The sequence below is a fragment of the Mesorhizobium sp. P3_A2 genome (genome assembly GCF_056403115.1).
This window is the reverse complement of record NZ_JBFUGC010000004.1, coordinates 176,304-202,371: the sequence shown is the minus strand read 5'-3', so window position 1 is coordinate 202,371 and position 26,068 is coordinate 176,304. Positions and strand designations below refer to the sequence as shown.

Sequence of the window (26,068 nt, the reverse complement as noted above, 5' to 3'; positions counted from 1 at the left end):
AACGCCCAAGATTTTTGTGAATCGGTCTTGTGTGTGCCCGGGATTTCTGCCATAAAAATTTAGGACAGTAGTGCTGTCTTATTTTGTCGCACAAGTCAGGCTGGATTGGCGTATCATTTGGGCCACTCCGGCCGTTGCCGCGAGCGACGGGTAGACGGCTCGGCTGTGGCCTGTACGATACCGGATACGAGCCGGCGGCGCATCGCTCGGTTCGCCAAGGATTTCGCAAGACGTGCCGCAAGAATGAGAGCGGAAGCCAGTCGCTTCCCAAGGTAGACCAGCGCCCCAAACGCAAGAAGTGCCAGGGGCCGGAACGGAGGACAGGACGATGACGGAACTGACGCCATCTGCGATTACCGGCCAGGCCGCGCAGACGAAAGCGGCAGCCGTTAAAAATACCGTTCTGACCAAAAGCGGCCGAACCACCAATGGCATGGCCGCGCAGGGTCTCTATGATCCGCGCAATGAGCATGACGCCTGCGGCGTCGGCTTCATCGTCAACATGAAGAATGTCAAGTCGCACCAGATCGTCAAGGACGGGCTGTTCGTGCTCGAAAACCTGACGCATCGCGGCGCCGTCGGCGCCGATCCGCTGATGGGTGACGGCGCCGGCGTGCTGGTGCAGATCCCGGACCGTTTCTTCCGCGAGGAGATGGCGGCCCAGGGCATCGAACTGCCGGCGGCGGGCCAATACGGCGTCGGCCACTGGTTCATGCCGCAGGACGCGGCGCTGCGCGCTCATATCGAAGACATCATCGCCGAATCGGCGCAGTCCGAGGGGCTGCCGCTGCTCGGGTTCCGCGACGTGCCGGTCGACAATTCATCGCTGTCGAAGGCGCCGGATATCGCGGCATCCGAACCCTTCCATCGCCAGGTCTTCATCGGCCGCACGGCCGATATTCCCGACGACGAGGAGTATGAGGCCAGGCTGTATCTGCTGCGCAAGGTCATTTCCGGCCGCATCTACGCCGAGAACAACAACAAGGATATCGGCGCCTACTGCGTGTCGCTGTCGGCACGCACCATCGTCTACAAGGGCATGTTCCTGGCCTACCAGGTCGGCGCCTACTACAAGGACCTGTCGGATCCGCGTTTCGAGACGGCGCTGATCCTCGTCCACCAGCGCTTCTCGACCAACACCTTCCCGTCGTGGAAGCTGGCGCATCCCTACCGCATGGTCGCGCACAATGGCGAGATCAACACGGTGCGCGGCAACAACAACTGGATGGCGGCGCGCCAGGCCTCGGTCGATTCCGAGCTGTTCGGCAACAACATCTCGAAGCTGTGGCCGATCTCCTATGACGGCCAGTCCGATACGGCGTGCTTCGACAATGCGCTGGAATTCCTGTTCCAGGGCGGTTACAGCCTCAGCCACGCCATGATGATGCTGATCCCGGAAGCCTGGGCCGGCAACAAGCTCATGGATGCCGACCGCAAGGCCTTCTACGAATACCATGCAGCCCTGATGGAGCCGTGGGACGGGCCGGCCGCGGTCGCCTTTACCGATGGCCGCCAGATCGGCGCCACGCTCGACCGCAACGGACTGCGCCCGGCGCGCTACATCGTCACCGACGACGACCGCGTCATCATGGCCTCGGAAGCCGGCGTGCTCCCGGTGCCGGAGGAGAAGATCGTCAAGAAGTGGCGGCTGCAGCCCGGCCGCATGCTTCTGATCGACCTCGCCAAGGGCCGCATCATTTCCGATGAGGAGATCAAGTCGGAGATCGCGACCAGGCATCCCTACAAGACCTGGCTCAACAACACGCAGCTGATCCTCGAGGATCTGAAGCCGGTCGAGCCGCGTGCGCTGCGCAAGGATGTCAGCCTGCTCGACCGCCAGCAGGCGTTCGGCTACAGCCAGGAAGACACCAAGCTGTTGATGTCGCCGATGGCGACCACCGGCCAGGAAGCCGTGGGTTCGATGGGTACCGACACGCCGATCTCGGCGATGTCGGACAAGTCGAAGCTGCTCTACACCTATTTCAAGCAGAACTTCGCCCAGGTCACCAACCCGCCGATCGACCCGATCCGCGAGGAGTTGGTGATGAGCCTGGTGTCGTTCATCGGGCCGCGGCCGAACATATTCGACCTGGTCGGCAATTCGCGCCGCAAGCGGCTCGAGGTGCGCCAGCCGATCCTGACCAATGGCGATCTGGAAAAGATCCGCTCGATTGGTCATACGGAAGACCGTTTCGACACCAAGACGATCGACATCACCTATGGGTCGAGCGAGGGCGCGGCCGGCATGCAGGGCGCCGTCGAACGTCTGTGCGAGCGTGCCGAGGCGGCCGTTGCCGGCGGCTACAACATCATCATCCTGTCCGACCGCCAGGTCGGGCCGGACCGGATCGCCATCCCGGCGCTGCTGGCGACAGCGGCGGTGCACCACCACCTGATCCGCAAGGGCCTGCGCACCGCGGTCGGTCTGGTCGTCGAATCCGGCGAGCCGCGGGAAGTGCACCATTTCTGCTGCCTCGCCGGCTATGGCGCCGAGGCGATCAATCCTTACCTCGCCTTCGACACGCTGCTCGACATGCACAAGCGCGGCGAACTGCCGGCGGAAGTCGATGCCTACGAGGTCGTCTCGCGCTACATCAAGTCGATCGGCAAGGGCATCCTCAAGGTGATGTCCAAGATGGGCATCTCGACCTACCAATCCTATTGCGGCGCGCAGATCTTCGACGCCATCGGGCTGAAGTCGGATTTCGTGCAACAGTATTTTACCGGCACCGCGACGCTGATCGAAGGTGTGGGTCTGGACGAGGTCGCAGCCGAGACGCTCAGCCGCCACACCGACGGCTTCGGCAACGATCCGGTGCTTCGCAACAGCCTCGAGGTCGGCGGCGAGTACATGTACCGCATGCGCGGCGAAGCCCATATGTGGTCGCCCGACGCGGTCGCCACCTTGCAGCACGCCGTGCGTCAGGGCTCGTGGGAGACGTTCAAGGAATATTCCGCGCAGATCGACAGCGAGACGGCCCGTGCCCAGACCATTCGCGGCCTGTTCAGGATCAAGCTTGCCGAAGAGACCGGCCGCAAGAAGGTCGCGATAGAGGACGTGATGTCGGCGGCCGACATCGTCAAGCGCTTCTCGACCGGGGCGATGTCGTTCGGCTCGATCTCGCGCGAAGCGCACACCACGCTGGCGCGCGCCATGAACCAGATCGGCGGCAAGTCGAACACTGGCGAGGGCGGCGAAGAGGCTGACCGTTATCTGCCGCTGCCCGGCGGCGGCAAGAACCCGGAACGCTCGGCGATCAAGCAGGTCGCTTCGGGGCGGTTCGGCGTAACGGCCGAATATCTCGTCAATTCCGATGTCATGCAGATCAAGGTCGCGCAGGGCGCCAAGCCAGGCGAGGGCGGCCAGCTGCCCGGCCACAAGGTCGACGCGACAATCGCCAAGGTCCGGCACTCGACGCCCGGCGTCGGCCTGATCTCGCCGCCGCCGCATCACGACATCTATTCGATCGAGGATCTGGCGCAGCTGATCTACGATCTGAAGAACGTCAATCCGGCGGCCGATGTCTCGGTCAAGCTGGTGTCGGAAGTCGGCGTCGGCACGGTAGCGGCCGGCGTCGCCAAGGCGCGCGCCGACCACATCACCATCTCCGGCTATGATGGCGGCACCGGCGCGTCGCCGCTGACCTCGCTCAAGCATGCCGGCAGCCCATGGGAAATGGGCCTTGCCGAGACGCATCAGACGCTGGTGCTGAATGGCTTGCGTTCACGTGTGGCGCTGCAGGTCGATGGTGGCCTGCGAACGGGGCGTGACGTCATCATCGGCGCGCTGCTCGGCGCCGACGAGTTCGGCTTCTCGACCGCGCCGCTGATCGCGGCCGGCTGCATCATGATGCGCAAGTGCCATCTCAACACCTGCCCGGTCGGCGTCGCGACGCAGGACCCGGTGCTGCGCAAGCGCTTCAAGGGCACGCCCGAGCACGTCATCAACTTCTTCTTCTATGTTGCGGAAGAGGTGAGGGGGTTGCTGGCCGAGATGGGCTACACCCATATCGACCAGATCATCGGCGACAGCGATCTTCTGGAAAAGCGCGAGATGATCCAGCACTGGAAGGCGCGCGGGCTCGATTTCGGCAAGATGTTCTTCAAGCCGGACGCGCCGCATGAAGCGGTGCACTGGACCGAGCGGCAGAAGCACCCGATCGACGACGTGCTCGACCGCAAGCTGATCGAACTGGCGAAGCCCGCGCTCGAGGCCAAGCAGCCGGTCAAGATCGAGGTCGACATCCGCAATGTCGACCGTTCGACCGGCGCCATGCTGTCGGGCGAAGTCGCCAAGCGCTTCAGGCACAAGGGCCTGCGCGAAGACACGATCCAGGTGAAGCTGACCGGCACGGCCGGCCAGTCCTTTGGCGCCTTCCTTGCGCGCGGCATCTCGTTCGATCTCGTCGGCGCCGCCAACGACTATGTCGGCAAGGGCCTGTCGGGCGGACGCATCGTCATCCGGCCGCCGGAAGAGTCGAAGATCGTCGCGGCGGAATCGATCATCGTCGGCAATACGGTGCTCTACGGCGCTACCGAGGGTGAGGCCTATTTCGCCGGTGTCGCCGGCGAACGCTTCGCGGTGCGCAATTCGGGTGTGGCCGCCGTCGTCGAAGGCGTCGGCGACCATGGCTGCGAATATATGACCGGCGGCATCGTCGTTGTCATCGGCCAGACCGGCCGCAACTTCGCCGCTGGCATGTCGGGTGGCGTCGCCTATGTGCTGGATGAGGCCGGCGACTTCGCCGCGCGCTGCAACATGGCGATGGTCGAGCTGGAGCCGGTTCCGGAAGAAGACGATCTGATGGAGAGGCTGCTGCACCATGGCGGCGATCTCGACCACAAGGGTCGCGTCGACGTCTCGGGCGACATGACCAGCCATGACGAGGAGCGGCTCTACCAGCTGATCTCGAACCACGTGCATTACACGGGTTCGGTGCGCGGTCGCGAGATCCTCGACGACTGGGCGACCTTCCGGCCGAAATTCCGCAAGATCATGCCGGTCGAATACCGCCGCGCTTTGATCGAGATGGAGCGCATGCGCATGGGCGTGGCGGCGGAATAGGCTTTTTGAGACTTGCCGGGGAGCCCAGGCTTCCCGGCGGAACTTTCAGCGACAGTTTGACCTCTGACGCAAGGTTGCCATGGCTGCCTCAAGGGGTTAACGGGTGCGGCGAACCCCGCACCATCTGGACAGCAGGAACTGGACTATGGGCAAGGTAACAGGCTTTCTCGAAATCGACCGGCAGGTGCACAAGTACCAGCCGGCCTCCGACCGCATCCGGCATTTCCGCGAGTTCACGCTGCCGATGTCGGACAAGGAGGTCGAGAAACAGGCCGCGCGCTGCATGGATTGCGGCATTCCGTTCTGCCATGGGCCGACGGGTTGCCCGATCCACAATCAGATCCCCGACTGGAACGACCTCGTCTATAATGGCGACTGGGACAATGCGATCCGCAACCTGCATTCGACCAACAATTTCCCCGAATTCACCGGCCGCATCTGTCCCGCGCCCTGCGAGGAGGCCTGCACGCTGAACCTCGAGGACATTCCGGTCGCCATCAAGACGGTCGAGCAGGCGATCGCCGACAAGGCTTACGAGACCGGCCATATCCGGCCCTATCCGCCAGAGAAGAAGACCGGCAAGCGGGTCGCCGTCATCGGCTCCGGCCCGGCAGGAATGGCGGCCGCGCAGCAACTCGGCCGCGCCGGGCACGAGGTCAGTGTCTACGAGCGCGAAAGCCGGCCCGGCGGGCTGATGCGCTACGGCATTCCCGACTTCAAGATCGAAAAGCACTATATCGACCGCCGCATCGAGCAGATGCAGGGCGAGGGCGTGACCTTCCATTGCGGCATCAATGTCGGCGTCGACAAGCCCGTGGCAGAGCTGCTCGCCGAATACGATGCGGTGCTCTATTGCGGCGGTTCGGAATCGCCGCGTCCGGCCAACATCCCTGGCGACGATCTCGGCGGCGTCTATGATGCCATGCCCTATTTGGTGCAGCAGAACCGCCGCGTCGGCGGCGAGCCGATCCAGTCGGTGGCCTGGCCGTCGCATCCGATCATCGCCGGCGGCCAGCATGTCGTCGTCGTCGGCGGCGGCGATACCGCGTCCGACTGCGTCGGCACGGCCTTCCGCCAGGGCGCGGTGCGTGTCACCCAGCTCGACATCCGCCCGCAGCCGCCTGAAAAGGAAGACAAGCTCGCAGTCTGGCCCTACTGGGCGACCAAGATGCGGACGTCGTCCTCACAGGCCGAAGGTGCGGAGCGCGAATTTCAGGTGGCGACGCTCGAATTCATCGGCGAAGACGGCCAGCTGACCGGCGTTAAGTGCTGCGAGGTCGACGAGAAGCGCAAGCCGATCGCCGGCACCGAATTCGTCATCCGCGCCGATCTCGCCTTCATCGCCATCGGCTTTGCCGGACCGGCTGCCGCTGGCGTCACGAAGGAGCTGGACGGTCAGATGAAGATCACGACCGACAGCCGGCGTTCCAGGAATGTCGAAGCCAACGATCGCGACTACAAGACCAGCGTCGATAAGCTTTTTGCCGCCGGCGATGTGCGCCGCGGCCAGTCATTGGTGGTGTGGGCGATCCGGGAGGGCCGCCAGGCGGCGCGCTCGATCGACGAGGCGCTGATGGGGTCTACGGTGTTGCCTCGCTGATATTCATGACAGCGCCGGAGACATTTCCTCGGCTTGGCGATATCTGCGGCCGAATCGCTGTCCGTACCTGCCGAAGCGCTTAGCTGATCAGCAGCTTGGTTGCCCAATAGAGGCCGATGGCCATCTGGGCCGCAAACGCGGAAAATCGAGCCTTGACCGCGTTTGGACTGGTCGACGTCAAATGAATGGCAGACTGGATCAATCGCGCAACGAGAAACCAGTACGCAAGCGGGTCGGTGATCCCGGTCCGCGAGGTCATCATGGCCAAGGCCATGAGACCTCCGAAGATTGGGAGTCCCTCGATGCAATTCGCGTGGGCTCGCGCAAGCCGCCGCAAAAAGGGCGAAAGACCTGCGTTATCCGGCGCGAATCCATTGGCGAGGATGCGGCCGCTCAGTACGAGGTGCGTGCGCAAGATCTCCATCCATGTGAGCAATAAAAGGGTCCAACTCACGAACCCAAGCAATGCGTAGCCCGTTGCCGACATATTCGCCCCCGACTTTGACTTCGGCCAAAAACTGATAATGCCATTGTTCGGCTTGGCGCGGAATTGCCGCTAGGCAGGAACGTCGGTCAAGGAGTTGCCGTCGTCGTATCGGGCGTTGCCGCTGCTGTCGCCGGCGGCTGTGCCTTCGGCGGCCAGGAGAAATCATCGGCGCGGCCGGGTGACGCCTCGGGGGCCTTGCCTTCGAGGATGAGTTTTTCGCCGGGCAGATCCGGATTGGCCTTCGGCGTCGCCGCGGCGCCGAGAAGTTCGGTACCGCCGTCGAGCGCCGGATCATTGAGCAGCATCGGCACCGTGCGGTCGACCACGATAGGCGCGGCGGGCAGGGACGGCGCCTCGACCGGGGCACCGGCGGGTGCGGCAGCCGTTACCACGCTTCCCGGCGCTGCCAGGCCGAGTATCTTGGCCAGCGGTTTTTCGGTGTAGAAGGCGAGCTTGCGCTTGCCGGCCTTCGAGACGTTGATGCCGTCGTCGGAGCGCAGCCGCACGGCTTGGCCGTTCATGTCGGGGCCGGTCGAGACGAAGGCGCCGTTCTCGTCGACGAACCCGTCCCAGACATCGACGAATTCGCCGCCGTTCTTCTCGGCGGCCGAGTGGTAGATGTCGTTGAAGGCGAGCATGTCGGAGGTCATCTTCGGCGCCTTGAAGGCCGGCATGCCGACCCACAGATACGGCACTTTGGTCGACGCCAGCGCCTCGCCGAACGCCTCGGTCCGGCGTTCGTATTCCTTGGTCCAGTTCTCGGAACGCGGCTGTTCGCGCACGTCGTTGACGCGCATCTGCTGGCGGTCGTTGGAGCCGAGCATGACGACCACCGCTGCCGGTTTCTCGGTCTCGATCAGCGATTTGACCTGTTCGGGCCAGTTGTAGACGTCGTCGCGCACGAAGCCTGACGAGCCGTTGGCGCGCTCGACGATCCTGATGGCGGGGTTGGCGGCAAAGGCGGCGTCGAGGCCCTCGGCAAGGCCACTCGCCATGAAATCGCCGATCACCAGGATGACGCGGGAATCCGGCGCCTTCTCGACAATCGGAACGGCAGGTTCAACGGGCGCACGGGGCTTTTTCTTGACCTTCGGCTTTGCCTTGCCGATGTCGAGCGGCGGCTCGATGCGCTCGCTGCGGCGCGGGAAAAACAGGTCGCGCAGCGACCAGCCGCGGTTCTGCGGTTGTTCCTGCGCCAAAGCCGGTGTGTGGAAAGTGCCGGCGATTCCTGTCGCCAGGACGACGACGGCCAGAATGAGGATCGGCAAACGGAATACGATCACACGGATACGCGCTGGCGAAACCAAGCACCCTCTCCATCCCTTGGTGCATGACCCTCGCAGGGATCATGCACAGATCGATGCTACAGCGTCCCTTGCGCGTCGCAAATGCGCTGCACTGCAGCTGGCCCTATTTCTTTCTGAGCCATTTGAGCACTTCCATGCTCGGATACCCGTCCTGGGTCAAGCCGACCTTTGCCTGATATGTCATGATGGCGGTTTTCGTGCCGTCACCGATCTTGCCGTCGAACTTGCCGTCGTAAAGCCCGTGCTGCGAAAGCCGCTTCTGCAACTCCTGCCTTTCCTCGAAGGACAGCTTGGTGAAAGGCCGCTTCCAGTCCTGCACCAGACCACTAGAGCCGGCGATTTCGTCGGCAAGAAGGCCGACGGCAAGGGCATATTTGTCGGCGTTGTTGTAGGCCTTGATGACGGAGAAGTTCTTGATCATCAGGAAGGCCGGTCCGCCGCGGCCGTCCGGCACTTTCAGCGTCGCCTTGTCGGTTGCGTTCCTGAACGGCTTGCCATTGGCCCTGGCGACGCCGAGCGCCTGCCACTGCGCCAGCGTCTTCGAGCCAGCGGGCAGTTTGCCGGCCGGAATGGTGACCTCATAGCCCCAGGTCTTGCCACCTTGCCAGCCATTCTTCTTCAGCAGATTGGCTGATGTCGCCAGCGCATCGGGGATCGAATTCCAGATGTCACGCTTGCCGTTGCCGTCCATGTCGACGGCATAATGCTGATAGCTGGTCGGAATGAACTGGGTCTGGCCCATGGCACCGGCCCAGGAGCCCATCAGGTGGCTTTCGTCGATGTCGCCGGTCTGCAGGATTTTCAGCGCGGCGACCAATTGGGTGCGGGCGAATTTCGACCGCTTCGGGTCGCCATAGGCGAGCGTCGCCAGCGAGCGGATGACGTTGCGCATGATGTCGTCGCGCTTGAGGATCTCGCCATAGTTCGATTCCATCGACCAGATGGCGAGCAGGATGTAGCGATCGACCCGGAACCTCGCTTCGATCCGGTCCAGCCACGGCTTCCATTTCTTGGCCATCTGCTGGCCGACGGCAACAGACTGGTCATGGACGCGGTTGTCGAAATAGTCCCAGGCGGGCGCGCTGAACTCAGGCTGCGTGCGGGCCTTTTCCAGCACCACCGGGTCGGGTTCGTTGATACCGCGGAACGCCTGGTCGTAGACCGCGCCGGAAACGCCGCCCGCCACGGCGGTCGCGCGGAAGCCGGCGACCCATTGCCGGAAACCGGCATCGGCAAAGGCCGGTCCGGCCGGCATCAGCAAGGCGAGCGAGAGGCTGGCCGCCGTCAGGACGCTGGTAAAGAGTTTTGCGGCACTGCGAACGGACATCTTTTCCTCCTTCACTATCTCAGGAAAGACCATTCATCGCCGAACCGGGTTAGGAATTAGTTTACCATAGGTGCCGTCGGGAACGAAAAGACACGTCGATGCTTTAGGCACTGGAAGTTCTCACCAGCAGCTCGTAATCCTCGATTTCGGCGTGAAAATGTCTCGAAACGGGATTGCGGAGCAGGCAATCAAACGGATAATTGACGCATGAAGCGAGTTCGCAAGGCAGTTTTCCCGGTCGCCGGTCTCGGCACGCGGTTCCTCCCGGCCACCAAGGCAATTCCCAAGGAAATGCTGACCGTCGTCGACCGGCCGGTCATCCAGTATGTCGTCGATGAGGCGCGCGAGGCCGGCATCGAACATTTCATCTTCGTCACCGGCCGCAACAAGGCGGTCATCGAAGACCATTTCGATATCCAGTTCGAGCTCTATGACACGCTCGCCCAGCGCGGCAAGGACGAGCAGTTGGCTCGCCTGCAGCGGCTGCAGCCGGCGCCGGGGCAGACCTCGTTCACCCGCCAACAGGTGCCGATGGGGCTCGGCCACGCCGTCTGGTGCGCGCGCGAACTGGTCGGCGATGAGCCGTTCGCGCTCTTGCTGCCCGACATGATCATGCAGTCGGAAAAGAGCTGCATGAAGGCCATGGTCGAACTCTATGAGGAGACCGGCAACAACATCATCGCCGTGCAGGAATGCGATCCGGCCGAAACCCACAAATATGGCATCGTCGGGCGCGGCGAGGACACCCATCACGGCTTCCGCATCACCGAGATGGTGGAGAAGCCGAAGGCCGGCACCGCGCCGTCCAATCTCTACATCAACGGCCGTTACATCCTGCAGCCCGAGATCTTCACGATCCTCGAAAGCCAGGAAAAGGGCGCCGGCAACGAGATCCAGCTCACCGACGCGATGCTGAAGCTGGAAAAGCAGCAGCCTTTCTTTGGCTACCACTATCAGGGCCGCACGTTCGATTGCGGCTCGCCGGAAGGATTCGTCGAGGCCAATGTCGCCTTCGCCCTGTGGCGCAGCGACATGAACGAGAACATAGCCGGCGTCATCCGCACGCTGCTCGACGAGATGAAGCCCTCCGAGCGCCGCGGCGCTGCCTTCTAGCTACCGCTGCAATTTCAGCCCGAGGTAGACGCTGTTGGCGGTGTAGTTGCGCCCGGGCAGATTGCTGGTCAGCTTTTCGGTGCGGGCGCGGCTGGTGAGGCCGACATAGCGGTTCAGCCACCATGTCAGCCCGGCCTCGGCGCTCAATGTCAGATCATGTCCATCGGAGCCGGTATAATTGCGCCAGTCCACGCCAAGGGCTGCGTTGCCGGTCAGGTCAGCGCGGATCTGCCGTTCGCCGGTGAGGCGGCCTGAATAGAGGAGGTCGCCGCTCTCATCGGCCGTCGTCGAGTCTTCGATCATGGTCTGCGCGGTCAGGCCGATGATGGTGCCGCGTTCGGGCGACCATTTGAGGTCGGCATTCACCGACGCCCCCGAATTCGCCTCCAGCCGGTTGTCGTCGATCGCTTCCCGGAGCCAGCCGGCCGAGAATTCGCCGGCCAGTTTCTCGCCCATGTCCACTTCGATACCGGCCCGCGCGCCAAGCCGCGTCGAGGACCGCTCAAAGCCGCTTGAATCGACGCGCAGATCATAGGCGCGGCGGCCGACTTCGATTTCGGCGAAAGGCGTGATGGCGGGCGAGATCTCGTAGCCGGTGCGCAAGGTCGCGGTGTAGAGGGTGGAATCGCGATCCTTCTGCGACAACACGGTGCCGTTCGTCAGCTTGGCGTCGCCATAGATATCGTGGGAGACCGCGCCGGTCAGCGCGAAGCGGAGCTTGCCGACATCCTTCTTGACGGCGAGGCTGCCGTCGACGGTCTGGCGGATCGGCTGCGAGGTGACGCCGGCAATGGCGTCGGGCGAGGAGGCCGATTCCGGCGCAATCTCGTAGCCGAGTTTGGCGATGGCGCGCAGTTCATTGTCGAGGTCGACATTGAGCGTGCCTTCGATACGACCGCGCCCCTCGTTGATCTTCTGGCCCGAAATGGTGTTGCGGAAGGTGCCGTAGCCGTCGATGACGGCCGAATTTTCGCGCCAGTCGGAGGCGGCGGAGAAACGCAACGCCGTTTCGGACAGCACCGCAGACTTGCCGCCAGAGCTGGAATCGGCGTTCGACGTGACGGTAACGCCTTGCTCGAGCGTCGGCCGCAGCAGGAAGGAGCCGACCTTGATGCCGGTTGCCGCGTACGGGTCGTCCTCGGGCTTCTTCTTCTGGCCTTCGATGGCATCGGTGCGCTCGGCGCCGGGGTCGAGCTTCTGTCGGTCGACGCTGTCGACGGTGAGGGCGCGGCGGTTGGCCGTATCCTGGTCAGTATCGACTGTCGTCGTGTCGGTCGAAGTCGTTCCGGTGGTGGTCGCGTCCGTGGCTTGGCCAGGCTTCTTCTTGTCGGCAGCCTTGGTTTTGTCCTTGGCCTTGTCCGCGTCGGCGGCGCGTTGTTTTGCCGTCGATGGCCGGCGTGGCTGCACGGTTGGTGGCTTGTCCGCGAACGAATCGTCGGTGGTCGCAGGTGTATCGAAAATGCTGTTTGCACCGGCCTGTGAAGGGTCGGTGTCGTCAGGCAGGGCGCCATCGCTGGCCGGCACATAGGCGGTTGGTGTGTTCTCCGTGGGGGCGGTGTCGGCAGGCGCCGGCTTGACCTGCGTGTTGGCCTTGCTCAATTGCCTGGCCCGGCGCTGCTGGTCGGACAGGATCGCCGATTCCGAAACTTCGCCGCGCAACTCGGTTTCCTGGGCATGAAGCGCAGTTGGCCGCAGCAATGCGAGCACGCTCGTCGCCACAAGCAGAGCGCAAAAGGCTCCGCCCGTTCGACCTTTTTTCTTTTCAGGCTGGGCCCGCGACATCGTCACCACTGCTTGCGCGGCGCAAGCGCGCCATACTTACCGAACCGTAAACGGGGATGGTTAACGGAGGGTTGAAGGGGTCCTGTCGGACCTGGCCGGACGGCAATTCTGTTGGACAGGCGAACGGCAACGCGCTAATCGCATCAGCCATGCATGCGGGATCCCCAGAAAAGAAGCCTTTGGAGGCTTCGATCGCCTCGGCGCTGAGAACGGTAGCCACGGAACAGGCCGGCGTGGCGGCATTGGCTGCCGCGCTGGAAAACGGACTGGCCGAACCCTTCGCGCACGCCGTCGACATCATCTCACGCATCGATGGCCGGGTCATCGTCACCGGCGTCGGCAAGAGCGGCCATATAGGCTCCAAGATCGCCGCCACGCTCGCCTCGACCGGCACGCCCGCCTTCTTCGTCCATCCGGCGGAGGCCAATCACGGCGACCTCGGCATGATCGCCAGGGATGATGCCATCATCGCCATGTCCTGGTCCGGTGAGAGCAAGGAATTGATGGGTATCGTCGCCTATTCCAGGCGCTTCTCGATCCCGCTGATTGCGATCACCGCGGGCGCGACTTCGGCGCTGGCGCGCGCAGCCGACGTGATGCTGCTTCTGCCATCGGTACCGGAAGCCTGCCCGCACGGCCTGGCGCCGACGACATCGACGCTGCTGCAACTGGTCGTCGGCGATGCGCTGGCCATCGCGTTGCTCGAAGCGCGCGGCTTCACGCCCGATCATTTCCGCACCTTCCATCCCGGGGGCCAGCTCGGCGCCAATCTGACCCAGATCCACGAGATCATGCATGTCGGCGACAGGCTGCCGCTGGTGGCTTCGGGCACCGGCATGCGCGAGGCGATCCTGGAATTGTCGAACAAGGGATTCGGCTGCGTGGCCATAACAGCGGCTGACGGCGCGTTGGTGGGCATCATCACCGATGGCGACATCAGGCGCCATATCGGCAGCAATCTCATGGAGATGAGCGTCGATCAGGTGATGACGAAAAAGCCGAAGACAGCCACCCCCGACACGCTGGTGGCGACGGCGCTGCAGACCATCAACAACTCGGCCATAACCAGCCTGATGGTGGTCGAGGGCAGGCGGCCCGTCGGGCTGGTCCATCTGCATGATCTGTTGCGGATCGGCGCCGCCTGAAAAAACAAGGGCACGTCACGTTCGGGAAGCCCTACGCGACGCGCCCTGATTTCCGAAAGCGCTGCGCGCTTTCAAGCGTTCAAACGGCCTCGACCGTCAGTTCCAGATCGGTGTCGGCCGAGCTGACGACACGCACCTGCGTGCCGGCCGGCAGGTCGGGACCCGAGACGCGCCACAGCGTGTCACCGAGCTTTATGCGGCCTCGGCCATCCTTGATCGGTTCGGCAAGGGTAGCCATCTTGCCGACCATCTGCGCGCCGCGGCGGTTGAGCAGCGGCTGGTCGGTCGCGTCATGACGCCCGCCAACCAGCTTCTTGCCGGCGAAGGCCGAGACCAGCGACAGCGCCAGGAAGGCAAGGACCTGGACTTCCCAGGTCCAGAAGCTTGCGTCCCAGATGAGCAGGGAAATCAAGCCGATCACCAATGCGGCGATGCCGATCCACAGCATGAAGATGCCTGGCGCGATGACCTCCATCACCAGGAGGACCAAACCCAGAACCATCCAGTTCCACGGGCCAAGTTCGGAAATGATGCGGTCGAACATGGGAGTATGCTCCTATGATCTCAATTGTCGCGTGATCTCAGTTCTCGCTCGGGCGAACCACCGGAGGGCGGGCAGCCTGCCGCGCGGCGCCGGCGGTGCCTTCGCTGCGGAACACCTCTTTGGCGATCTCGCTAATGCCGCCGAGCGTGCCGATCAGCGCCGAGGCTTCCATCGGCATCAGCACGACCTTGCTGTTGTTGGCGGTGCCGATCTTGCCCATCGCTTCGGTGTATTTCAGTGCCACGAAGTAGTTGAGGGCCTGCACGTCACCCTTGGAGATGGCTTCCGACACAACCTGGGTGGCGCGGGCTTCGGCTTCGGCTGAGCGTTCGCGCGCCTCGGCGTCGCGGAACGCGGCTTCCTTGCGGCCTTCGGCCTCGAGGATCTGCGACTGCTTGAGACCTTCGGCGGCGAGGATCTGCGCACGTTTGTTACGCTCGGCGGTCATCTGCCGGCCCATCGATTCGATGAGGTTGGCCGGCGGATTGATGTCCTTGATCTCGACGCGGGTGATCTTGATGCCCCACGGATGCGCCGCTTCGTCGACGACGCGCAGCAGCCGCTCGTTGATGGCGTCGCGGTTGGACAAGAGTTCGTCGAGGTCCATAGAGCCCATCACGGTACGAATGTTGGTCATCGTCAGGTTGAGGATGGCGTTCTCCAGGCCGGCGACCTGATAGGCGGCCTGCGCGGCATTGAGGATCTGGTAGAAGGCGATGCCGTCGACACCGACTATGGCGTTGTCGCGGGTGATGATTTCCTGGCTCGGAACGTCGAGCACCTGTTCCATCATGTTCATCTTGGCGCCGATACGGTCGACGAACGGCACGATGAGGTTGAGGCCGGGGCTTAGTGTTTTGGTGTAACGACCAAAGCGCTCCACCGTATAATTGTAGCCTTGCGGGATTGTCCGGATGCCTTTGATAAGAAGCACCAACACCAGAAAGGCAAGCGCACCAATTGCAATACCGAAACCACTGAAGTCCATTTAAATCTCCCTCAGATGCCGGACATGGCGTTGATTCCATGCAACCGACTTCACCAAACACTTAGGTGTGTTTCAATAATGTTACAATCAGGTGATCGCTGATTATTATTAGTGCGTAGAATACCGCAACAGTGGCGATCGATCGCTACAACGTAGCGGGCTCAGGCCCAGCCCGACAGTTCGCGCCGCACCATCGCCTCGATCACCGCCATGCCTTCTGCGCTGTCGTTGAGGCACGGGATGTGGGCGAATTTCGCGCCGCCGGCGTGGTGGAAGGTCTCGGCCGCCTCGCGGCCGATTTCGTCCAGCGTCTCGATGCAGTCGACGGAAAAGCCGGGGTTGACGATGGCGATCGATTTCACGCCGTCCTTGGCCAGTTTCTCCACCGTCTTGTCGGTGTAGGGCTGCAGCCATTCCTGCGCGCCGAAGCGCGACTGGAAGGTGATGATCAGTTTCTTTTCATCCCACCCCAGTCGTTCACGCAACAGCCGTGTCGTCTTCTGGCAGTGGCAGTAATAGGGATCGCCTTTCTCGAAATAGGGCTTCGGGATGCCGTGATAGGAAGTGATGACCACCTCCGGCTCGAAATTGAGTGTCGTCAGATGCTGCTCGATCGAACGCGCCAGCGCCTCGATATAGACCGCCTCGTCATAGTAGGGTGGCACGCTACGGATCGCCGGTGCCGCCCGCATCTTCATCAGCGCGCGAAACAGCTGGTCATTGGCGGTCGCGGTCGTGGTCGCCGAATATTGTGGATAGAGCGGGAAGGACAGGATGCGGTCACAGCCCTGAGCGACCAGCCGTTGCGCGACGCTCGCGGTTGAAGGGTTGCCGTAGCGCATCGCCCAGTCGACGACGACATCTGGCAGGTCGCGAAGGGCCGCGGCCAGCTTTTCGCTCTGGGCGCGGGTGTAGGTGCGCAGCGGCGACTCGTTCTTCTCTTGGTTCCAGATCCTGGCGTAATTGGCTCCGGACTTCTTCGGCCTCGTCGTCAACACCAGGCCATAGAGGATCGGATACCAGATCGCCTTGTTGAGTTCGATGACCCGCGGATCAGACAGGAATTCACGGAGGTAGCGCCACATCGGCTTGAAATCGGTGCCGTCGGGCGTGCCGAGATTGACCAGCATGACGCCGATCTTGCCTGCCTTGACCGGCGGATGTCCGGCCGGCAGTGGGCCGAACGCTTTCGCGGCTTTGGGATCAATCGTCATGGCAATTCTCCGGACACGCCGCGAAACTAACGGCGCTGCGCCCGTTTTCAATGCCACGTCTGGCCGCACCTGTCCGGAAAAGCAACACCCGCCCGGCGGACCGGACGGGTGTTGCGGATTTCTACCGGCTCTAATTACCAGCCGGCGGTATGGTCAGGGTTGCGCCGATCGGCAGCCGGCGTGGCTCGTAGCCCTTGTTGGCCTCGGAGATCACCTTCCATTTGGCGCCGTCGCCATAGGCCTTCTTGGCCAGGTCCCAATAGGTATCGCCGGCGACGATGACGTGGCTGGCCTCGGCCGGCTTTGCCGGCTCGGCCGGGGCAGGCGTTGCGGGAGCAGGGGCTGCTTCAGCCGGTTTGGCCGGTTCGGTAGGTGCTGCCGGGGCCGTTTCCGCCGGCACACTCGGCGGGGTGGTGGATATGTCGCCGGAGCCTGCCGGCAATGCGGGCATCGCCGGCTCCGCTGCTGGAGCTGCCTCGGCCGGCTTCGCTGGCTCGGCTGGGGCAGGCGCCGGTTCGGCAGGCTTGGCCGGCTCGGCGGCCGGAGCCGCTGCCACGGTTGCGGCGACCTCGCTAATGCGGCCGTCGAGCTTGGGCGTATAGGGCCGGTGCGCGGCGAGATAGTCGGCGACCACCTGTTCCAGGCCGGGGCCATAATCATAGGCGTTCTTGGCCTTGTCGGCGAAGACCTTGTAGCCGTCGCCGCCCTGGCGGACGTAATTGTTGGTCGCAACCAGATAGTCCTTGTCCGGATTGATCGGCGCCCAGGCGCCGCCTTCCATCACCTCGACCGACTTGACGCGGCCCGCATTGGGCGCGACCGACCTGTCGAACGAATATTTGAGACCTGCCACCTGCGGGAAGCGGCCGGCGCCGTCCTCGACCTGGCTGACGCCGTTTTCCAGCCCGGCAACCAGGTCCTTGCCGGAAATCTGGAAGGTCGCCAGCGTGTTCTGGAACGGCAGCACGGTCAGCACCTCGCCCATGGTCACGGTGCCCTTGTCGATCGAGGCACGCAGGCCGCCGCCATTGGAGACGACGATCTCGACGCCCTGTCCCTTGACGCGGTCGAGGATGGCGTCGGAGACGAGGTTGCCCATCGCACATTCCTTGGTGCGGCAATTCTCGCGGCTGCCGTCGATGGCCTCGGTGGTCTCGGCGACTTCCTTGTTCTTCAGCGCCTCGATCGGCGCGCCGAGTTCCTTGATACGGGCAAGCACGGCGGGATCAGGCGTGATCGACTTGTCGAGGAAGATCGGATCGCCGCTGGCTTCCTTGACGTTGCCATTGTCGTCGAACACGACCTTGAACTCGCCGAGATATTTCGAATAGGAAGCCGCCTGCACCACCGGCACTTTGGAGCCGTCCGGGTTATCGACCATGGTCGGATAGGGGCCTTCCGCCTTTGGGTCGGTGTTGGACAGAAGCGAATGGCTGTGGCCGCCGACGACCACATCGATGCCGGGGATCTTGGCAATGACATCGCGCTCGCGCCTGTAGCCGATATGGGTGACGGCGATGATCTTGTTGACGCCTTGCGCCTTCAGCTTCTCAACCTCCGCCGTGATCGACTTGACGTCGTCGGCGATGGTGATGTTGGGGCCAGGCGAGGCTAGTTCCGGCGTGTCATTGGTCACGGCGCCGATGATGCCGATCTTCTGGCCGCCGACCTCGACGACGATCGACGGCTTGATCTTGCCCGCGGCGCCGGACTTGTCGTTGGGCAGGACATTGGCGCTGACGACCGGGAACTGCGCCTTGTCGAGGTAAGGTACCAGCGCGCTCTCGCCATCGTCAAACTCATGATTGCCGAGCGTCACCGCGTCGGGTTTGATCTGATTGAGGAATTCCTCCTCCGCCGAGCCCTTGTAGGTGATGTAGAACAGCGATCCCTGGAAGCTGTCGCCGGCATTGAGCAGCAGCACGTTCTGGCCTTCGAGCTTCTTGCGCTCCTGGGCGATCGCGGTGACCAGCCGGCCGGCGCCGCCAATGCATTCACCCTTGGTCTCCTCCTCGGCCGAGCAGGTCGACTCGTATTTGTTGTTGCCTTCGATGCGGCTGTGCCAGTCGTTGAAATGCAGGATGTTCAACGTGTAGTCGGCAAAGGATGGCACGGCCGACAGGCCGAGCGTCGAGGCAGAAAGGGCGGCAATGGCGGCGAGCTTCTTCATCTTCGTCTCCCGGATGGATCTGACCAAGCGTTTAACGCTCTTGCTTGACTGCAGAATAACAGCCAGCTTTTGGTCATGTTCACATCGCGGTTGTGGCGATGCAAGAAGAATCAGGGCGGGCGAAATCGGCATCGGTTTGCCGGCATAAAAAAGGCGGCGGCATCGCGCCGCCGCCTTTTCGCAAGGCCGTATGCGATGGCTCAGCTGCGCCTGGTCAGAACGAAGTTCTGGCCGGCGGAGCTGGTGCAATTCAGCTGGTTGATCGACACCAGCAGGCAGTTGAAGGCGATCGGCTGCTGCCGGATCAGCGAGGTGCCGTTGATCTCAACCGACGTGGCGCCGGTCTTGGTATAGCTGCCATCAGCGAATTTCTCGCCGGTCTCTGCCGAAACGGTGGTGAAGACGCCGCCGTTCAATGTCGAGACTGCCTTGCCTTCGGCGTTCAGCCAGGACCCTTCGACGCCTCGCGGCTGCGATCCGATCGATGGCCCCTCGGAGCCGCCGGTGGTGCAGGCGGCAAGCATCGTCGCAAGAGCGCCCGCCGCGCCCGCCGAAAGAATTTTGCGCGCAATCGTCATATGAAATCCTCTCCTGACGCATCGGCCCAATCGCCAAACGACGTTTGGGAAACACGATGTGCGTGGCCTCAAGTTTCCAGAGCGGTCCCTCGTGCGCCCAAAGGGGCGCACACTGCTCTCGTCCGCATCCCTTCAATCGCCCGATTTCCGGGCGATTGCAAGGCGGTGAGGCAGGGGTATGGAACCGCTATCGGACGAGGATGTTGCGGAATTGCCACGGGTCGTTTTTGTCGAGGTCCTCCGGGAACAGACCCGGCCGGTTATCGAGCGGCGTCCAGTCGGTGTAGTAGCCCTTGACCGGCCCGAGATACGGCGACTGCACTTCCAGGCAGCGCTTGTAGTCCATCTCGTCGGCCTCGACGATGCCTGCCTCCGGGTTTTCCAGCGCCCAGACCATGCCGGCGAGCACGGCCGAGGTGACCTGCATGCCGGTGGCGTTCTGGTAGGGCGCCAGCTTGCGTGCCTCCGCCAGCGACAGCTGCGAACCGTACCAGTAGGCGTTCTTGTCGTGGCCGTAGAGCAGCACGCCGAGTTCGTCGACACCGTCGACCAGCTCGTTTTCGTCAAGCACATGATGGACCGGCTGTGGCTTGCCGGCCGCGCCGAACATTTCGTCCAGCGACAGCAGCGCGTCATTGCAGGGATGATAGGCATAGTGGCAGGTCGGGCGGTATTGGACCTTGCCCTTCTTGCCGCGCACGGTGAAGAAGTCGGCGATCGAGATCGCCTCGTTGTGGGTCACCAGCAAGCCGTATTGCGCGCCGGGCGTCGGACACCAGGAGCGTATGCGCGTGTTGGCGCCGGGCTGTTCCAGATAGATCGCCGCCTTGGAGCCATCTTTGTGCTCCTTGCCGTTCTTCGGCATCCATTTCTCATGCGTGCCCCAGCCAAGCTCGGCCGGCTGCAGGCCTTCCGAGATGAAGCCTTCGACCGACCAGGTGTTCCAGAACACGTTCATCGGCTTGGGCTTCTTGGTGCGCTGGGTGTCGCGCTCGGCGATGTGAATGCCCTTGACGCCGGCCTTCTTCATCAGCCTGGCCCAGCCGTCGCGGTCGTCCTGCGCCGGTTCGGAGAATTCGAGGCCGAGATCGCCGGCAAGGTTGAGCAGCGCCTGTTTGACGAACCACGAGACCATGCCTGGATTGGCGCCGCAGGTCGAAACCGCCGTCGCGCCGCCTGGCTTGTCGTGCTTCTCCTTGATCATCGCCTCGCGCAGCGCGTAGTTGGTGCGGCTGGCATTGTCTGCCTTGGCGTCGAAGTAGAAGCCGAGCCACGGCTCGACGACGGTGTCGATGTAGAGCACGCCGAGCTTGCGGCAGAGCCGCATCAGGTCGACCGAGCCGGTGTCGACCGACAGATTGACGCAAAAGCCCTGGCCGCCACCATTGGTCAGAAGCGGGGTCAACAGCTTCTTGTAGTTCTTCTCGGTGACGTGCTCCTGGACGAAGGCGATGCCGCGCTCGTCGAGCAGCTTGCGATCGGTATCGAGCGGATCGACGACCGTCATGCGCGACTTGTTGAACTTGAAATGGCGCTCGATCAGAGGCAGCGTTCCCCGTCCGATCGAACCGAAGCCGATCATCACGACAGGGCCGGTGATTTCACCGTAAACGGGCCAGTTTTCATTCGCCATTTTATCGAGCACTCCTTCAAAAAACACTCTGGAACAGCCGCTTGGCCGCGTCGCGACAAACCATAGATCATTGTCACAATAAAGCGAAAAGCGGCGAGAACGCCTGGGGCGCCCCAGCGTGAGGTGCTCGGTGATGCCACCGGGAGGCCGCACCCTGCCCGATGGCGGATGTTGAGCCGGCGTCGTATCAGCGAGCGCCGCCGGACGCGTTGATGCGTTCGCCGGTCAGCCAGGCCGCCTCGTCCGAGGCGAGGAAGGCCACGGTCGGGGCGATGTCATCCGGCTTGCCGAAGCGCTGACCAAGGGGGACGCCAGCGATCAGCATGTTGCCGAAATCGGTGCCGATCATGCCCTCGGTCATTTCGGTGTGGGTATAGCCAGGCGCAACGATGTTGACACGGATGTTGCGTGCCCCGAGTTCTCTCGACAGGCTAAGCGTCAGTGTGTCGATCGCCGCTTTGCTGGCGGAGTAGAGGCTGGTGTTTGGCACTGGGTTCCAGCTCGAGATCGTGCCGATGTTGACGATGCTGCCGCCGGTCTCGGGGAAGTGGCGCATGGCCGCCTTGGTGGTCAGGATCGTGCCGAGCACGTTGGTGTCGAACAGCCGCCGATAATCCGCCTCACTGGCTTCCTCGAACGTGCCGAAGCTGGCGGTCGCGGCGTTGTTGATCAGAATGCTTGGCTTGCCGAATGCGATCTCTGCGGCCTCGAATATCTTCTCGACTTCGGCGGCGTCGGCCACGTCACCCTGAACCGCGGTCGCCTTGCCACCAGCGGCTACGATCTCCTTGACAGTGCGTTCTGCAGCCTCACGGCTGGAGGCGTAGTTGACGACGACGGCGGCGCCTTCCGCCGCCAGCCGTTTGGCGATGCCCGCACCGATGCCTCGCGCGGCGCCGGTGACGATGGCGACCTTGTTGTTGAGCTTGCCCATTTTGTTTCTCCGAATGGCTGAATGGATTTGACATCAGGGCAATTGGCTATTCCCAAATCGTTCAAGTAGGGCAATAATTGCCATATAACTAATTCCGAGGAAGAATAAATGGACAGGCTGGCAGCGATGAGCACCTTCATACGGGTCGTCGAAACCGGTTCTTTCTCGGCCGCTGCACGGCATTTGCGCGTCGGGCAGCCAGCCGTCTCGAAGGCCATCGCGCAGCTCGAGGAACGGCTCGGCGTGCGCTTGCTGTCGCGCACCACCCGCGGTCTCTCGCCAACCGATGCCGGCCTCAGCTTCTACGAAGGCGCCAAACGCGCGGTCGACGAAGCGGACGAAGCCGAGAACGCGGCGCGGGGCGCGTCGGCGGCACTCACCGGCTTGTTGCGCATCGGCACGGCTGTGACCTTCGGCCGCCTGCATGTCGTGCCCCGGCTGAAGACCTTCCTCGACGCTCATCCGAAACTCGACATCGAGGTGGCGATGGACGACAGGAATGTCGACCTCGTCGAGGAAGGGGTGGATGTCATGCTGCGTCTGGGTGAAAGCTTCGCCCCCGCCCATGTCGGGCGCAAGATCGCCACCTGTCGTCGTCTCGTGGTGGCGGCACCCTCCTACCTGGCACGCCAGGGCGAACCCATGGCGCCGAATGAGCTGTCGCAGCACGAGGCGATCCTTTTCGTCCAAGCAGGCATTTCCAATCGCTGGACGTTCCGGCGAGGCGCCGAAGAGGTTTCGCTTGCCGGCCAAGGGCGGCTGCGCGTGACTTCCGCCGAAGGGATACGTGAGGCAGTACTTGCCGGCATCGGCTTCACGGTCGGCTCCGAATGGATGTTCGACGCAGAATTGCGCAGCGGTGCGGTGCGGCCGATCCTGGTCGATTGGGCGCTGCCGCCTGTTGAACTGTGGGCGCTGTTTCCGGCCGGACGCAAGGCCAGCGCCCGGGCAAGAACATTCGTCGAGTTCCTGGCCGCCAGCTTGTAGCGTGGCTCAGCGCGTCATCGTTTTTAAAAGCTCGACCAAGCGGTCGCGGTCAGCGGTCATGCCCTTATAGTCGAGTTGAGCCTCATCCAGGGCCAGCAATTGCGCCGCGAAAGATGCGGCAAGCGTTGCCCGGTCCGGGTGCCGCGCCAACACGGCCAGCGGGTCGAGATGGATGCGGATGGTGAACAGGATGTCGCGCGACACGGGCAGCTTGCGCAGCGTCTGGCGTTCGACGCGAATGAAGGCGTGGGCGTTGACGTCGCCATCCGGAAAGCGCGACGGGCGGCTGGTGGCTCGGTCGACGCGCTCGACATTGGAGAGCGGGTGATAGAGCGCATCGTCGGCCTGGATCGACCAGTTGAAGCGCTCGACGGCCTGGCCCTGCAGGCCGTCGAACATGCGGTTGATCAGCTCAGCCGGCCTGGTGCCCGGACCGAAGCCCGGCACCGGTGCGTGGATCTGCTGAAGCGGCAGCCCGAATTTTTCGAGCAGTGACCAGGATGATGGGAAGCACAGTGACCCGGCGGCGAGCCGCCAGCCACTGTCATCGCGGCGCATCAGTATCAGGTCTTCCTGGACGAGCAGCGAGGCTGCGACCAGCGGGGCGTCGCTGAAGACATCGGCTCTGTTGCCTTCGGCGCCGATGATCTCGAGGCCGGCGCCGGTTTGTCGGTACGTTTCAGGAAATGTCGACAGCAGATGGGCTTCGATGAGGTCGCGCACTTCGCGCTGGGCGTCGCGCGTGTCGTTCTCCTCGACAAACACCTTGTCGGGAATTTCGGCATAGAGCCGCCGCTTTTCGGCGAGATGGTCGATGAGGTGTTCGTCGACCTCGATCCATTTGTCGAGACCGAGCGGCTTCAGCCCGATGGTGAAGAGTTTCGAGGAGCCATCGTACGGCGTATGGGTGGGCTGGCGGACGCTCATGCCTCGTTGTAGGCGTCCAATGCAGCGGCGGTCATTTTTGCTTGGAATTCAGTGACATCGTAGTCGGCGGCGCCCGCCTTGGCGAAAGGATCGGCGGACAGCCTGGCGTCGAGCACCTCACGGGGGCCGCGTGCGATGATGACGCCGCCGGTTCTTGGTTTCTTCGGTCCGGAAGCGACAAAGATGCCTTCCGCATAGCAGGCCTTGAGCCACTCGATATGTTCGGGCGCCAGCCGATCGATCTCGGCCAGCGGCACCTTGTAGTTCAGCGAAACCACGAACATTCTTTTCTCCCGGACCTCTGTCAGCCTTTTTCCAGACCATGATCTTTTTCCGAAAAGGGGCTTCCACTTCTTGGGATCATGGTCCAAGTCGCGCGGGGATCAAAGCGCGCAGCGAATTGCCGACAAAGAGTGACTTGGCGGACTTCAGATCGTCATAGCAGTAGATCGCTTCCTGGGCGCGGCCTTCGTCCAGCAGCTCGGCGCGCAATACGCCAGGCAGCAGGCCGCAATCGAGCCGGGGCGTCATCAGCACGCCGTCACCGAAATCGGCGAAGACATTGGTGATCGTGCCTTCGCATATTTCGCCGCGCTCATTGGCGAGCAACACCTCGTCGGCCTGGGTGACAAGATGTTCAGACCGAGCATGGGTGAAGAGCTGACGCCGGCTGGTCTTGTGGCGCAGCAGCGTGTCGGTGGAGGAGAGCCGCACCCGCGCCAGCTGCAGCCGCCAGACCTTGTCGGCGGCGAGCGGCTCGTAAGGCTGAGCTGCAGCCGTGACCTCGCCATTGCGCTGCAGGACGAGACGGGTGCGTAACGCCGTGTGCTGCGCTCCGACGGCGTTGGCCAGCACCTCGCCGATGCGCTGCGGATCGCAGGCAAAGCCCAGTTCCTCCGCCGAGCCGTAGAGACGCGCGAGGTGGCGCTCGAAACGCAGGAAGCCCTGGCCGGGCTCCCAGCGCATGGTCTCGATCAGGTCGAAGTCGGCGGTGTTCCCGTCGCGAAGCGCGCCTTCAGCAGACACTCCTGATACTCCTCCTCGGCCGTCGAATCGAAGACGACGCCGCCGCCGACATTGTAGACGGCCTCGCCGCTGGAAAAGAGTGAGATGGTGCGGATCGCCACCGAAAAGCGCATCGTGCCGCCGGGCGCGATCCAGCCGATGGCGCCACAATAGACGTCACGCGGCGTGGCTTCCAGATCATGCAGGATTTCCATGGCGCGGATCTTTGGCGCGCCGGTGATCGAGCCGCAGGGGAAGAGTGCTGCGAAGATCTGGCGGATGCCGAGATCAGGCAACAGCTTCGCCCGCACACGGCTCACCATCTGGTGGACGGTCGGGTAGCTCTCGATGCGAAACAGTTCCGGCACCTCCAGCGTGCCGACCTCGCTGATCAGCGAGATGTCGTTGCGCAGGAGATCGACGATCATCCGGTTTTCGGCCTGGTTCTTTTCGTCATTGCGCAGGAACGCCTTCAGCCGCGCGTCCTCGGCCTTGGTTGCGCCGCGTGGCGCGGTGCCCTTCATCGGATGGGTTTCGATCATGCCTTCGGTGTCGATCTCGAAGAACAGTTCGGGCGAGCGCGACAGTACGATTGGATCGCCGAGCGAAATCAGCGCGCCATACTTTACCGGCTGGCGTCCGGTCAGCGCGTCGAAGGCGGCGAGCGGGTCGCCGGACCACTGCGCATGGACTGGAAAGGTCAGATTGCCCTGGTAGCAATCACCCTTGCGGATGTGCTCGTGAAGGCGCGCGAAGCGCTTGGCGTAATCGTGAGCAGACCAGCTGGCCGTGGCATCGAAGATCGGGCCGTTGGTCGCCGGCGCATCGCTGCGCGGCACGGCCTCTTCGACTGGAGCATCGAAGACGCCGAAGCAGATCAACGGCGCGCGCCGGCCCTCGGGCAGCAGCGGCACCAGCTTCGGCTCGAGCAAATAACCCGCTTCATAGGAGAAATAGCCGGCCAGCCATTTGCCGGCGTCAGATGCCGCCTGCGCAGCCGCCAGAGCCGGCAGAAAATCCTTGGCCTCATAGGCGACGATGATGTCGGCCGGGCGGTCGAAGACCAGCTGGCGGCCGCTTTCATCGTTGCGGAAAATGGCAGAGGGCAGGGGCATGGGGCTCGGATGCTGCGGTCGATGACGCCAGAACCGCTCTATATGGGGGGCGGGCGGCGTGCAATCGAGGGAGCGGCGTCGCAGGGCGCAAAGACGGTGGCACTTGCGAAAACAAAGGCGGCGCCCGAAGGCGCCGCTTTGTCGGCT

General features: G+C 63.2%; 20 protein-coding genes. 5 read left to right on the top strand and 15 right to left on the bottom strand.

The window, feature by feature from the left end; genetic code table 11:
* Window positions 1–328 precede the first annotated feature (328 nt).
* Together gltB and AC1DXM_RS11250 are read left to right on the top strand one after the other, a co-directional pair.
* Window positions 329–5,065 carry a glutamate synthase large subunit gene (gene gltB, locus AC1DXM_RS11255; RefSeq protein WP_477233101.1) on the top strand — a complete coding sequence of 1,579 codons (4,737 nt, stop codon included), beginning with the start codon at window positions 329–331 and terminating at the stop codon, window positions 5,063–5,065.
* Between the two features lie 145 nt (window positions 5,066–5,210).
* On the top strand, window positions 5,211–6,665 hold the full coding sequence (locus AC1DXM_RS11250) for a glutamate synthase subunit beta (protein WP_477233100.1): 1,455 nt from the start codon (window positions 5,211–5,213) through the stop codon (window positions 6,663–6,665).
* 79 nt (window positions 6,666–6,744) lie between these two features.
* Here the strand turns inward: AC1DXM_RS11250 and AC1DXM_RS11245 are convergent, their stop codons facing one another.
* The 3 genes from AC1DXM_RS11245 to AC1DXM_RS11235 all read right to left on the bottom strand — a co-directional run bounded on the left by AC1DXM_RS11245 (window position 6,745) and on the right by AC1DXM_RS11235 (window position 9,786).
* A complete protein-coding gene (locus AC1DXM_RS11245; protein WP_477233099.1) occupies window positions 6,745–7,152 on the bottom strand; it encodes an MAPEG family protein in 408 nt (135 codons plus the stop codon).
* An 86-nt stretch (window positions 7,153–7,238) separates the two neighbouring features.
* A complete protein-coding gene (locus tag AC1DXM_RS11240; RefSeq protein ID WP_477233098.1) occupies window positions 7,239–8,459 on the bottom strand; it encodes an SGNH/GDSL hydrolase family protein in 1,221 nt (406 codons plus the stop codon).
* A gap of 103 nt (window positions 8,460–8,562) precedes the next feature.
* On the bottom strand, window positions 8,563–9,786 hold the full coding sequence (locus AC1DXM_RS11235; RefSeq protein WP_477233097.1) for a lytic murein transglycosylase: 1,224 nt from the start codon (window positions 9,784–9,786) through the stop codon (window positions 8,563–8,565).
* A gap of 207 nt (window positions 9,787–9,993) precedes the next feature.
* Here AC1DXM_RS11235 and galU point away from each other — a divergent pair, with 207 nt between their 5' ends.
* Complete coding sequence (galU, locus tag AC1DXM_RS11230; RefSeq protein WP_477233096.1) at window positions 9,994–10,899, top strand: UTP--glucose-1-phosphate uridylyltransferase GalU; 906 nt, start codon at window positions 9,994–9,996, stop codon at window positions 10,897–10,899.
* Here galU and AC1DXM_RS11225 read toward each other — a convergent pair whose 3' ends face one another.
* Window positions 10,900–12,681, bottom strand: coding sequence for an outer membrane beta-barrel protein (locus tag AC1DXM_RS11225; protein ID WP_477233095.1), 1,782 nt, complete (start codon window positions 12,679–12,681; stop codon window positions 10,900–10,902). It abuts the gene before it with no gap.
* A 149-nt stretch (window positions 12,682–12,830) separates the two neighbouring features.
* Between AC1DXM_RS11225 and AC1DXM_RS11220 the strand changes: the two genes are divergently transcribed.
* Window positions 12,831–13,826 (top strand): KpsF/GutQ family sugar-phosphate isomerase, encoded by a 996-nt coding sequence (locus AC1DXM_RS11220; protein WP_477233094.1) that lies wholly within the window; start codon window positions 12,831–12,833, stop codon window positions 13,824–13,826.
* A 79-nt stretch (window positions 13,827–13,905) separates the two neighbouring features.
* Here the strand turns inward: AC1DXM_RS11220 and AC1DXM_RS11215 are convergent, their stop codons facing one another.
* The 7 genes from AC1DXM_RS11215 to AC1DXM_RS11185 all read right to left on the bottom strand — a co-directional run bounded on the left by AC1DXM_RS11215 (window position 13,906) and on the right by AC1DXM_RS11185 (window position 21,887).
* Window positions 13,906–14,370, bottom strand: coding sequence for an NfeD family protein (locus AC1DXM_RS11215; protein WP_477233093.1), 465 nt, complete (start codon window positions 14,368–14,370; stop codon window positions 13,906–13,908).
* Window positions 14,371–14,407: 37 nt separating this feature from the next.
* Entirely contained in the window at window positions 14,408–15,358 is a 951-nt protein-coding gene (locus tag AC1DXM_RS11210; RefSeq protein ID WP_112559280.1) for an SPFH domain-containing protein, read from the bottom strand.
* Window positions 15,359–15,519: 161 nt separating this feature from the next.
* On the bottom strand, window positions 15,520–16,572 hold the full coding sequence (gene hemH, locus AC1DXM_RS11205; protein WP_477233092.1) for a ferrochelatase: 1,053 nt from the start codon (window positions 16,570–16,572) through the stop codon (window positions 15,520–15,522).
* A gap of 130 nt (window positions 16,573–16,702) precedes the next feature.
* Window positions 16,703–18,742, bottom strand: coding sequence for a 5'-nucleotidase C-terminal domain-containing protein (locus AC1DXM_RS11200; RefSeq protein ID WP_477233091.1), 2,040 nt, complete (start codon window positions 18,740–18,742; stop codon window positions 16,703–16,705).
* A 200-nt stretch (window positions 18,743–18,942) separates the two neighbouring features.
* Window positions 18,943–19,320 carry an Omp10 family outer membrane lipoprotein gene (locus tag AC1DXM_RS11195; RefSeq protein ID WP_477233090.1) on the bottom strand — a complete coding sequence of 126 codons (378 nt, stop codon included), beginning with the start codon at window positions 19,318–19,320 and terminating at the stop codon, window positions 18,943–18,945.
* Between the two features lie 187 nt (window positions 19,321–19,507).
* Window positions 19,508–20,953: a homospermidine synthase gene (locus AC1DXM_RS11190; RefSeq protein WP_477233089.1), complete on the bottom strand. Its 1,446-nt coding sequence runs from the start codon at window positions 20,951–20,953 to the stop codon at window positions 19,508–19,510.
* 187 nt (window positions 20,954–21,140) lie between these two features.
* Window positions 21,141–21,887 carry an SDR family NAD(P)-dependent oxidoreductase gene (locus tag AC1DXM_RS11185; RefSeq protein ID WP_477233088.1) on the bottom strand — a complete coding sequence of 249 codons (747 nt, stop codon included), beginning with the start codon at window positions 21,885–21,887 and terminating at the stop codon, window positions 21,141–21,143.
* 108 nt (window positions 21,888–21,995) lie between these two features.
* Between AC1DXM_RS11185 and AC1DXM_RS11180 the strand changes: the two genes are divergently transcribed.
* Window positions 21,996–22,874, top strand: coding sequence for a LysR family transcriptional regulator (locus AC1DXM_RS11180; RefSeq protein WP_477233087.1), 879 nt, complete (start codon window positions 21,996–21,998; stop codon window positions 22,872–22,874).
* Window positions 22,875–22,880: 6 nt separating this feature from the next.
* Here AC1DXM_RS11180 and AC1DXM_RS11175 read toward each other — a convergent pair whose 3' ends face one another.
* The 4 genes from AC1DXM_RS11175 to AC1DXM_RS11160 form a co-directional block, all read right to left on the bottom strand.
* The gene (locus AC1DXM_RS11175) at window positions 22,881–23,801 is read right to left on the bottom strand and encodes a heme-dependent oxidative N-demethylase family protein (protein WP_477233086.1); all 921 of its coding nucleotides are present in this window, start codon (window positions 23,799–23,801) and stop codon (window positions 22,881–22,883) included.
* Entirely contained in the window at window positions 23,798–24,085 is a 288-nt protein-coding gene (locus AC1DXM_RS11170) for a YciI family protein (RefSeq protein ID WP_477233085.1), read from the bottom strand. The genes AC1DXM_RS11175 and AC1DXM_RS11170 overlap by 4 nt, the downstream gene beginning before the upstream one ends.
* Before the next feature lie 76 nt (window positions 24,086–24,161).
* Window positions 24,162–24,827 carry an aminotransferase class IV family protein gene (locus tag AC1DXM_RS11165; protein ID WP_477233084.1) on the bottom strand — a complete coding sequence of 222 codons (666 nt, stop codon included), beginning with the start codon at window positions 24,825–24,827 and terminating at the stop codon, window positions 24,162–24,164.
* Window positions 24,776–25,921, bottom strand: coding sequence for an aminodeoxychorismate synthase component I (locus AC1DXM_RS11160; RefSeq protein WP_477233083.1), 1,146 nt, complete (start codon window positions 25,919–25,921; stop codon window positions 24,776–24,778). The genes AC1DXM_RS11165 and AC1DXM_RS11160 overlap by 52 nt, the downstream gene beginning before the upstream one ends.
* Window positions 25,922–26,068: the final 147 nt, after the last annotated feature.

What these genes read in the sequence shown, in the direction of transcription:
- gltB (WP_477233101.1), top strand. Translation starts at nt 329, where the DNA reads ATGACGGAACTGACGCCATCTGCGATTACCGGCCAGGCCGCGCAGACG.
- AC1DXM_RS11250 (WP_477233100.1), top strand. Translation starts at nt 5,211, where the DNA reads ATGGGCAAGGTAACAGGCTTTCTCGAAATCGACCGGCAGGTGCACAAG.
- AC1DXM_RS11245 (WP_477233099.1), bottom strand. Translation starts at nt 7,152, where the DNA reads ATGTCGGCAACGGGCTACGCATTGCTTGGGTTCGTGAGTTGGACCCTT.
- AC1DXM_RS11235 (WP_477233097.1), bottom strand. Translation starts at nt 9,786, where the DNA reads ATGTCCGTTCGCAGTGCCGCAAAACTCTTTACCAGCGTCCTGACGGCG.
- galU (WP_477233096.1), top strand. Translation starts at nt 9,994, where the DNA reads ATGAAGCGAGTTCGCAAGGCAGTTTTCCCGGTCGCCGGTCTCGGCACG.
- AC1DXM_RS11225 (WP_477233095.1), bottom strand. Translation starts at nt 12,681, where the DNA reads ATGTCGCGGGCCCAGCCTGAAAAGAAAAAAGGTCGAACGGGCGGAGCC.
- AC1DXM_RS11220 (WP_477233094.1), top strand. Translation starts at nt 12,831, where the DNA reads ATGCATGCGGGATCCCCAGAAAAGAAGCCTTTGGAGGCTTCGATCGCC.
- AC1DXM_RS11215 (WP_477233093.1), bottom strand. Translation starts at nt 14,370, where the DNA reads ATGTTCGACCGCATCATTTCCGAACTTGGCCCGTGGAACTGGATGGTT.
- AC1DXM_RS11210 (WP_112559280.1), bottom strand. Translation starts at nt 15,358, where the DNA reads ATGGACTTCAGTGGTTTCGGTATTGCAATTGGTGCGCTTGCCTTTCTG.
- hemH (WP_477233092.1), bottom strand. Translation starts at nt 16,572, where the DNA reads ATGACGATTGATCCCAAAGCCGCGAAAGCGTTCGGCCCACTGCCGGCC.
- AC1DXM_RS11200 (WP_477233091.1), bottom strand. Translation starts at nt 18,742, where the DNA reads ATGAAGAAGCTCGCCGCCATTGCCGCCCTTTCTGCCTCGACGCTCGGC.
- AC1DXM_RS11195 (WP_477233090.1), bottom strand. Translation starts at nt 19,320, where the DNA reads ATGACGATTGCGCGCAAAATTCTTTCGGCGGGCGCGGCGGGCGCTCTT.
- AC1DXM_RS11190 (WP_477233089.1), bottom strand. Translation starts at nt 20,953, where the DNA reads ATGGCGAATGAAAACTGGCCCGTTTACGGTGAAATCACCGGCCCTGTC.
- AC1DXM_RS11185 (WP_477233088.1), bottom strand. Translation starts at nt 21,887, where the DNA reads ATGGGCAAGCTCAACAACAAGGTCGCCATCGTCACCGGCGCCGCGCGA.
- AC1DXM_RS11180 (WP_477233087.1), top strand. Translation starts at nt 21,996, where the DNA reads ATGGACAGGCTGGCAGCGATGAGCACCTTCATACGGGTCGTCGAAACC.
- AC1DXM_RS11175 (WP_477233086.1), bottom strand. Translation starts at nt 23,801, where the DNA reads ATGAGCGTCCGCCAGCCCACCCATACGCCGTACGATGGCTCCTCGAAA.
- AC1DXM_RS11170 (WP_477233085.1), bottom strand. Translation starts at nt 24,085, where the DNA reads ATGTTCGTGGTTTCGCTGAACTACAAGGTGCCGCTGGCCGAGATCGAT.
- AC1DXM_RS11160 (WP_477233083.1), bottom strand. Translation starts at nt 25,921, where the DNA reads ATGCCCCTGCCCTCTGCCATTTTCCGCAACGATGAAAGCGGCCGCCAG.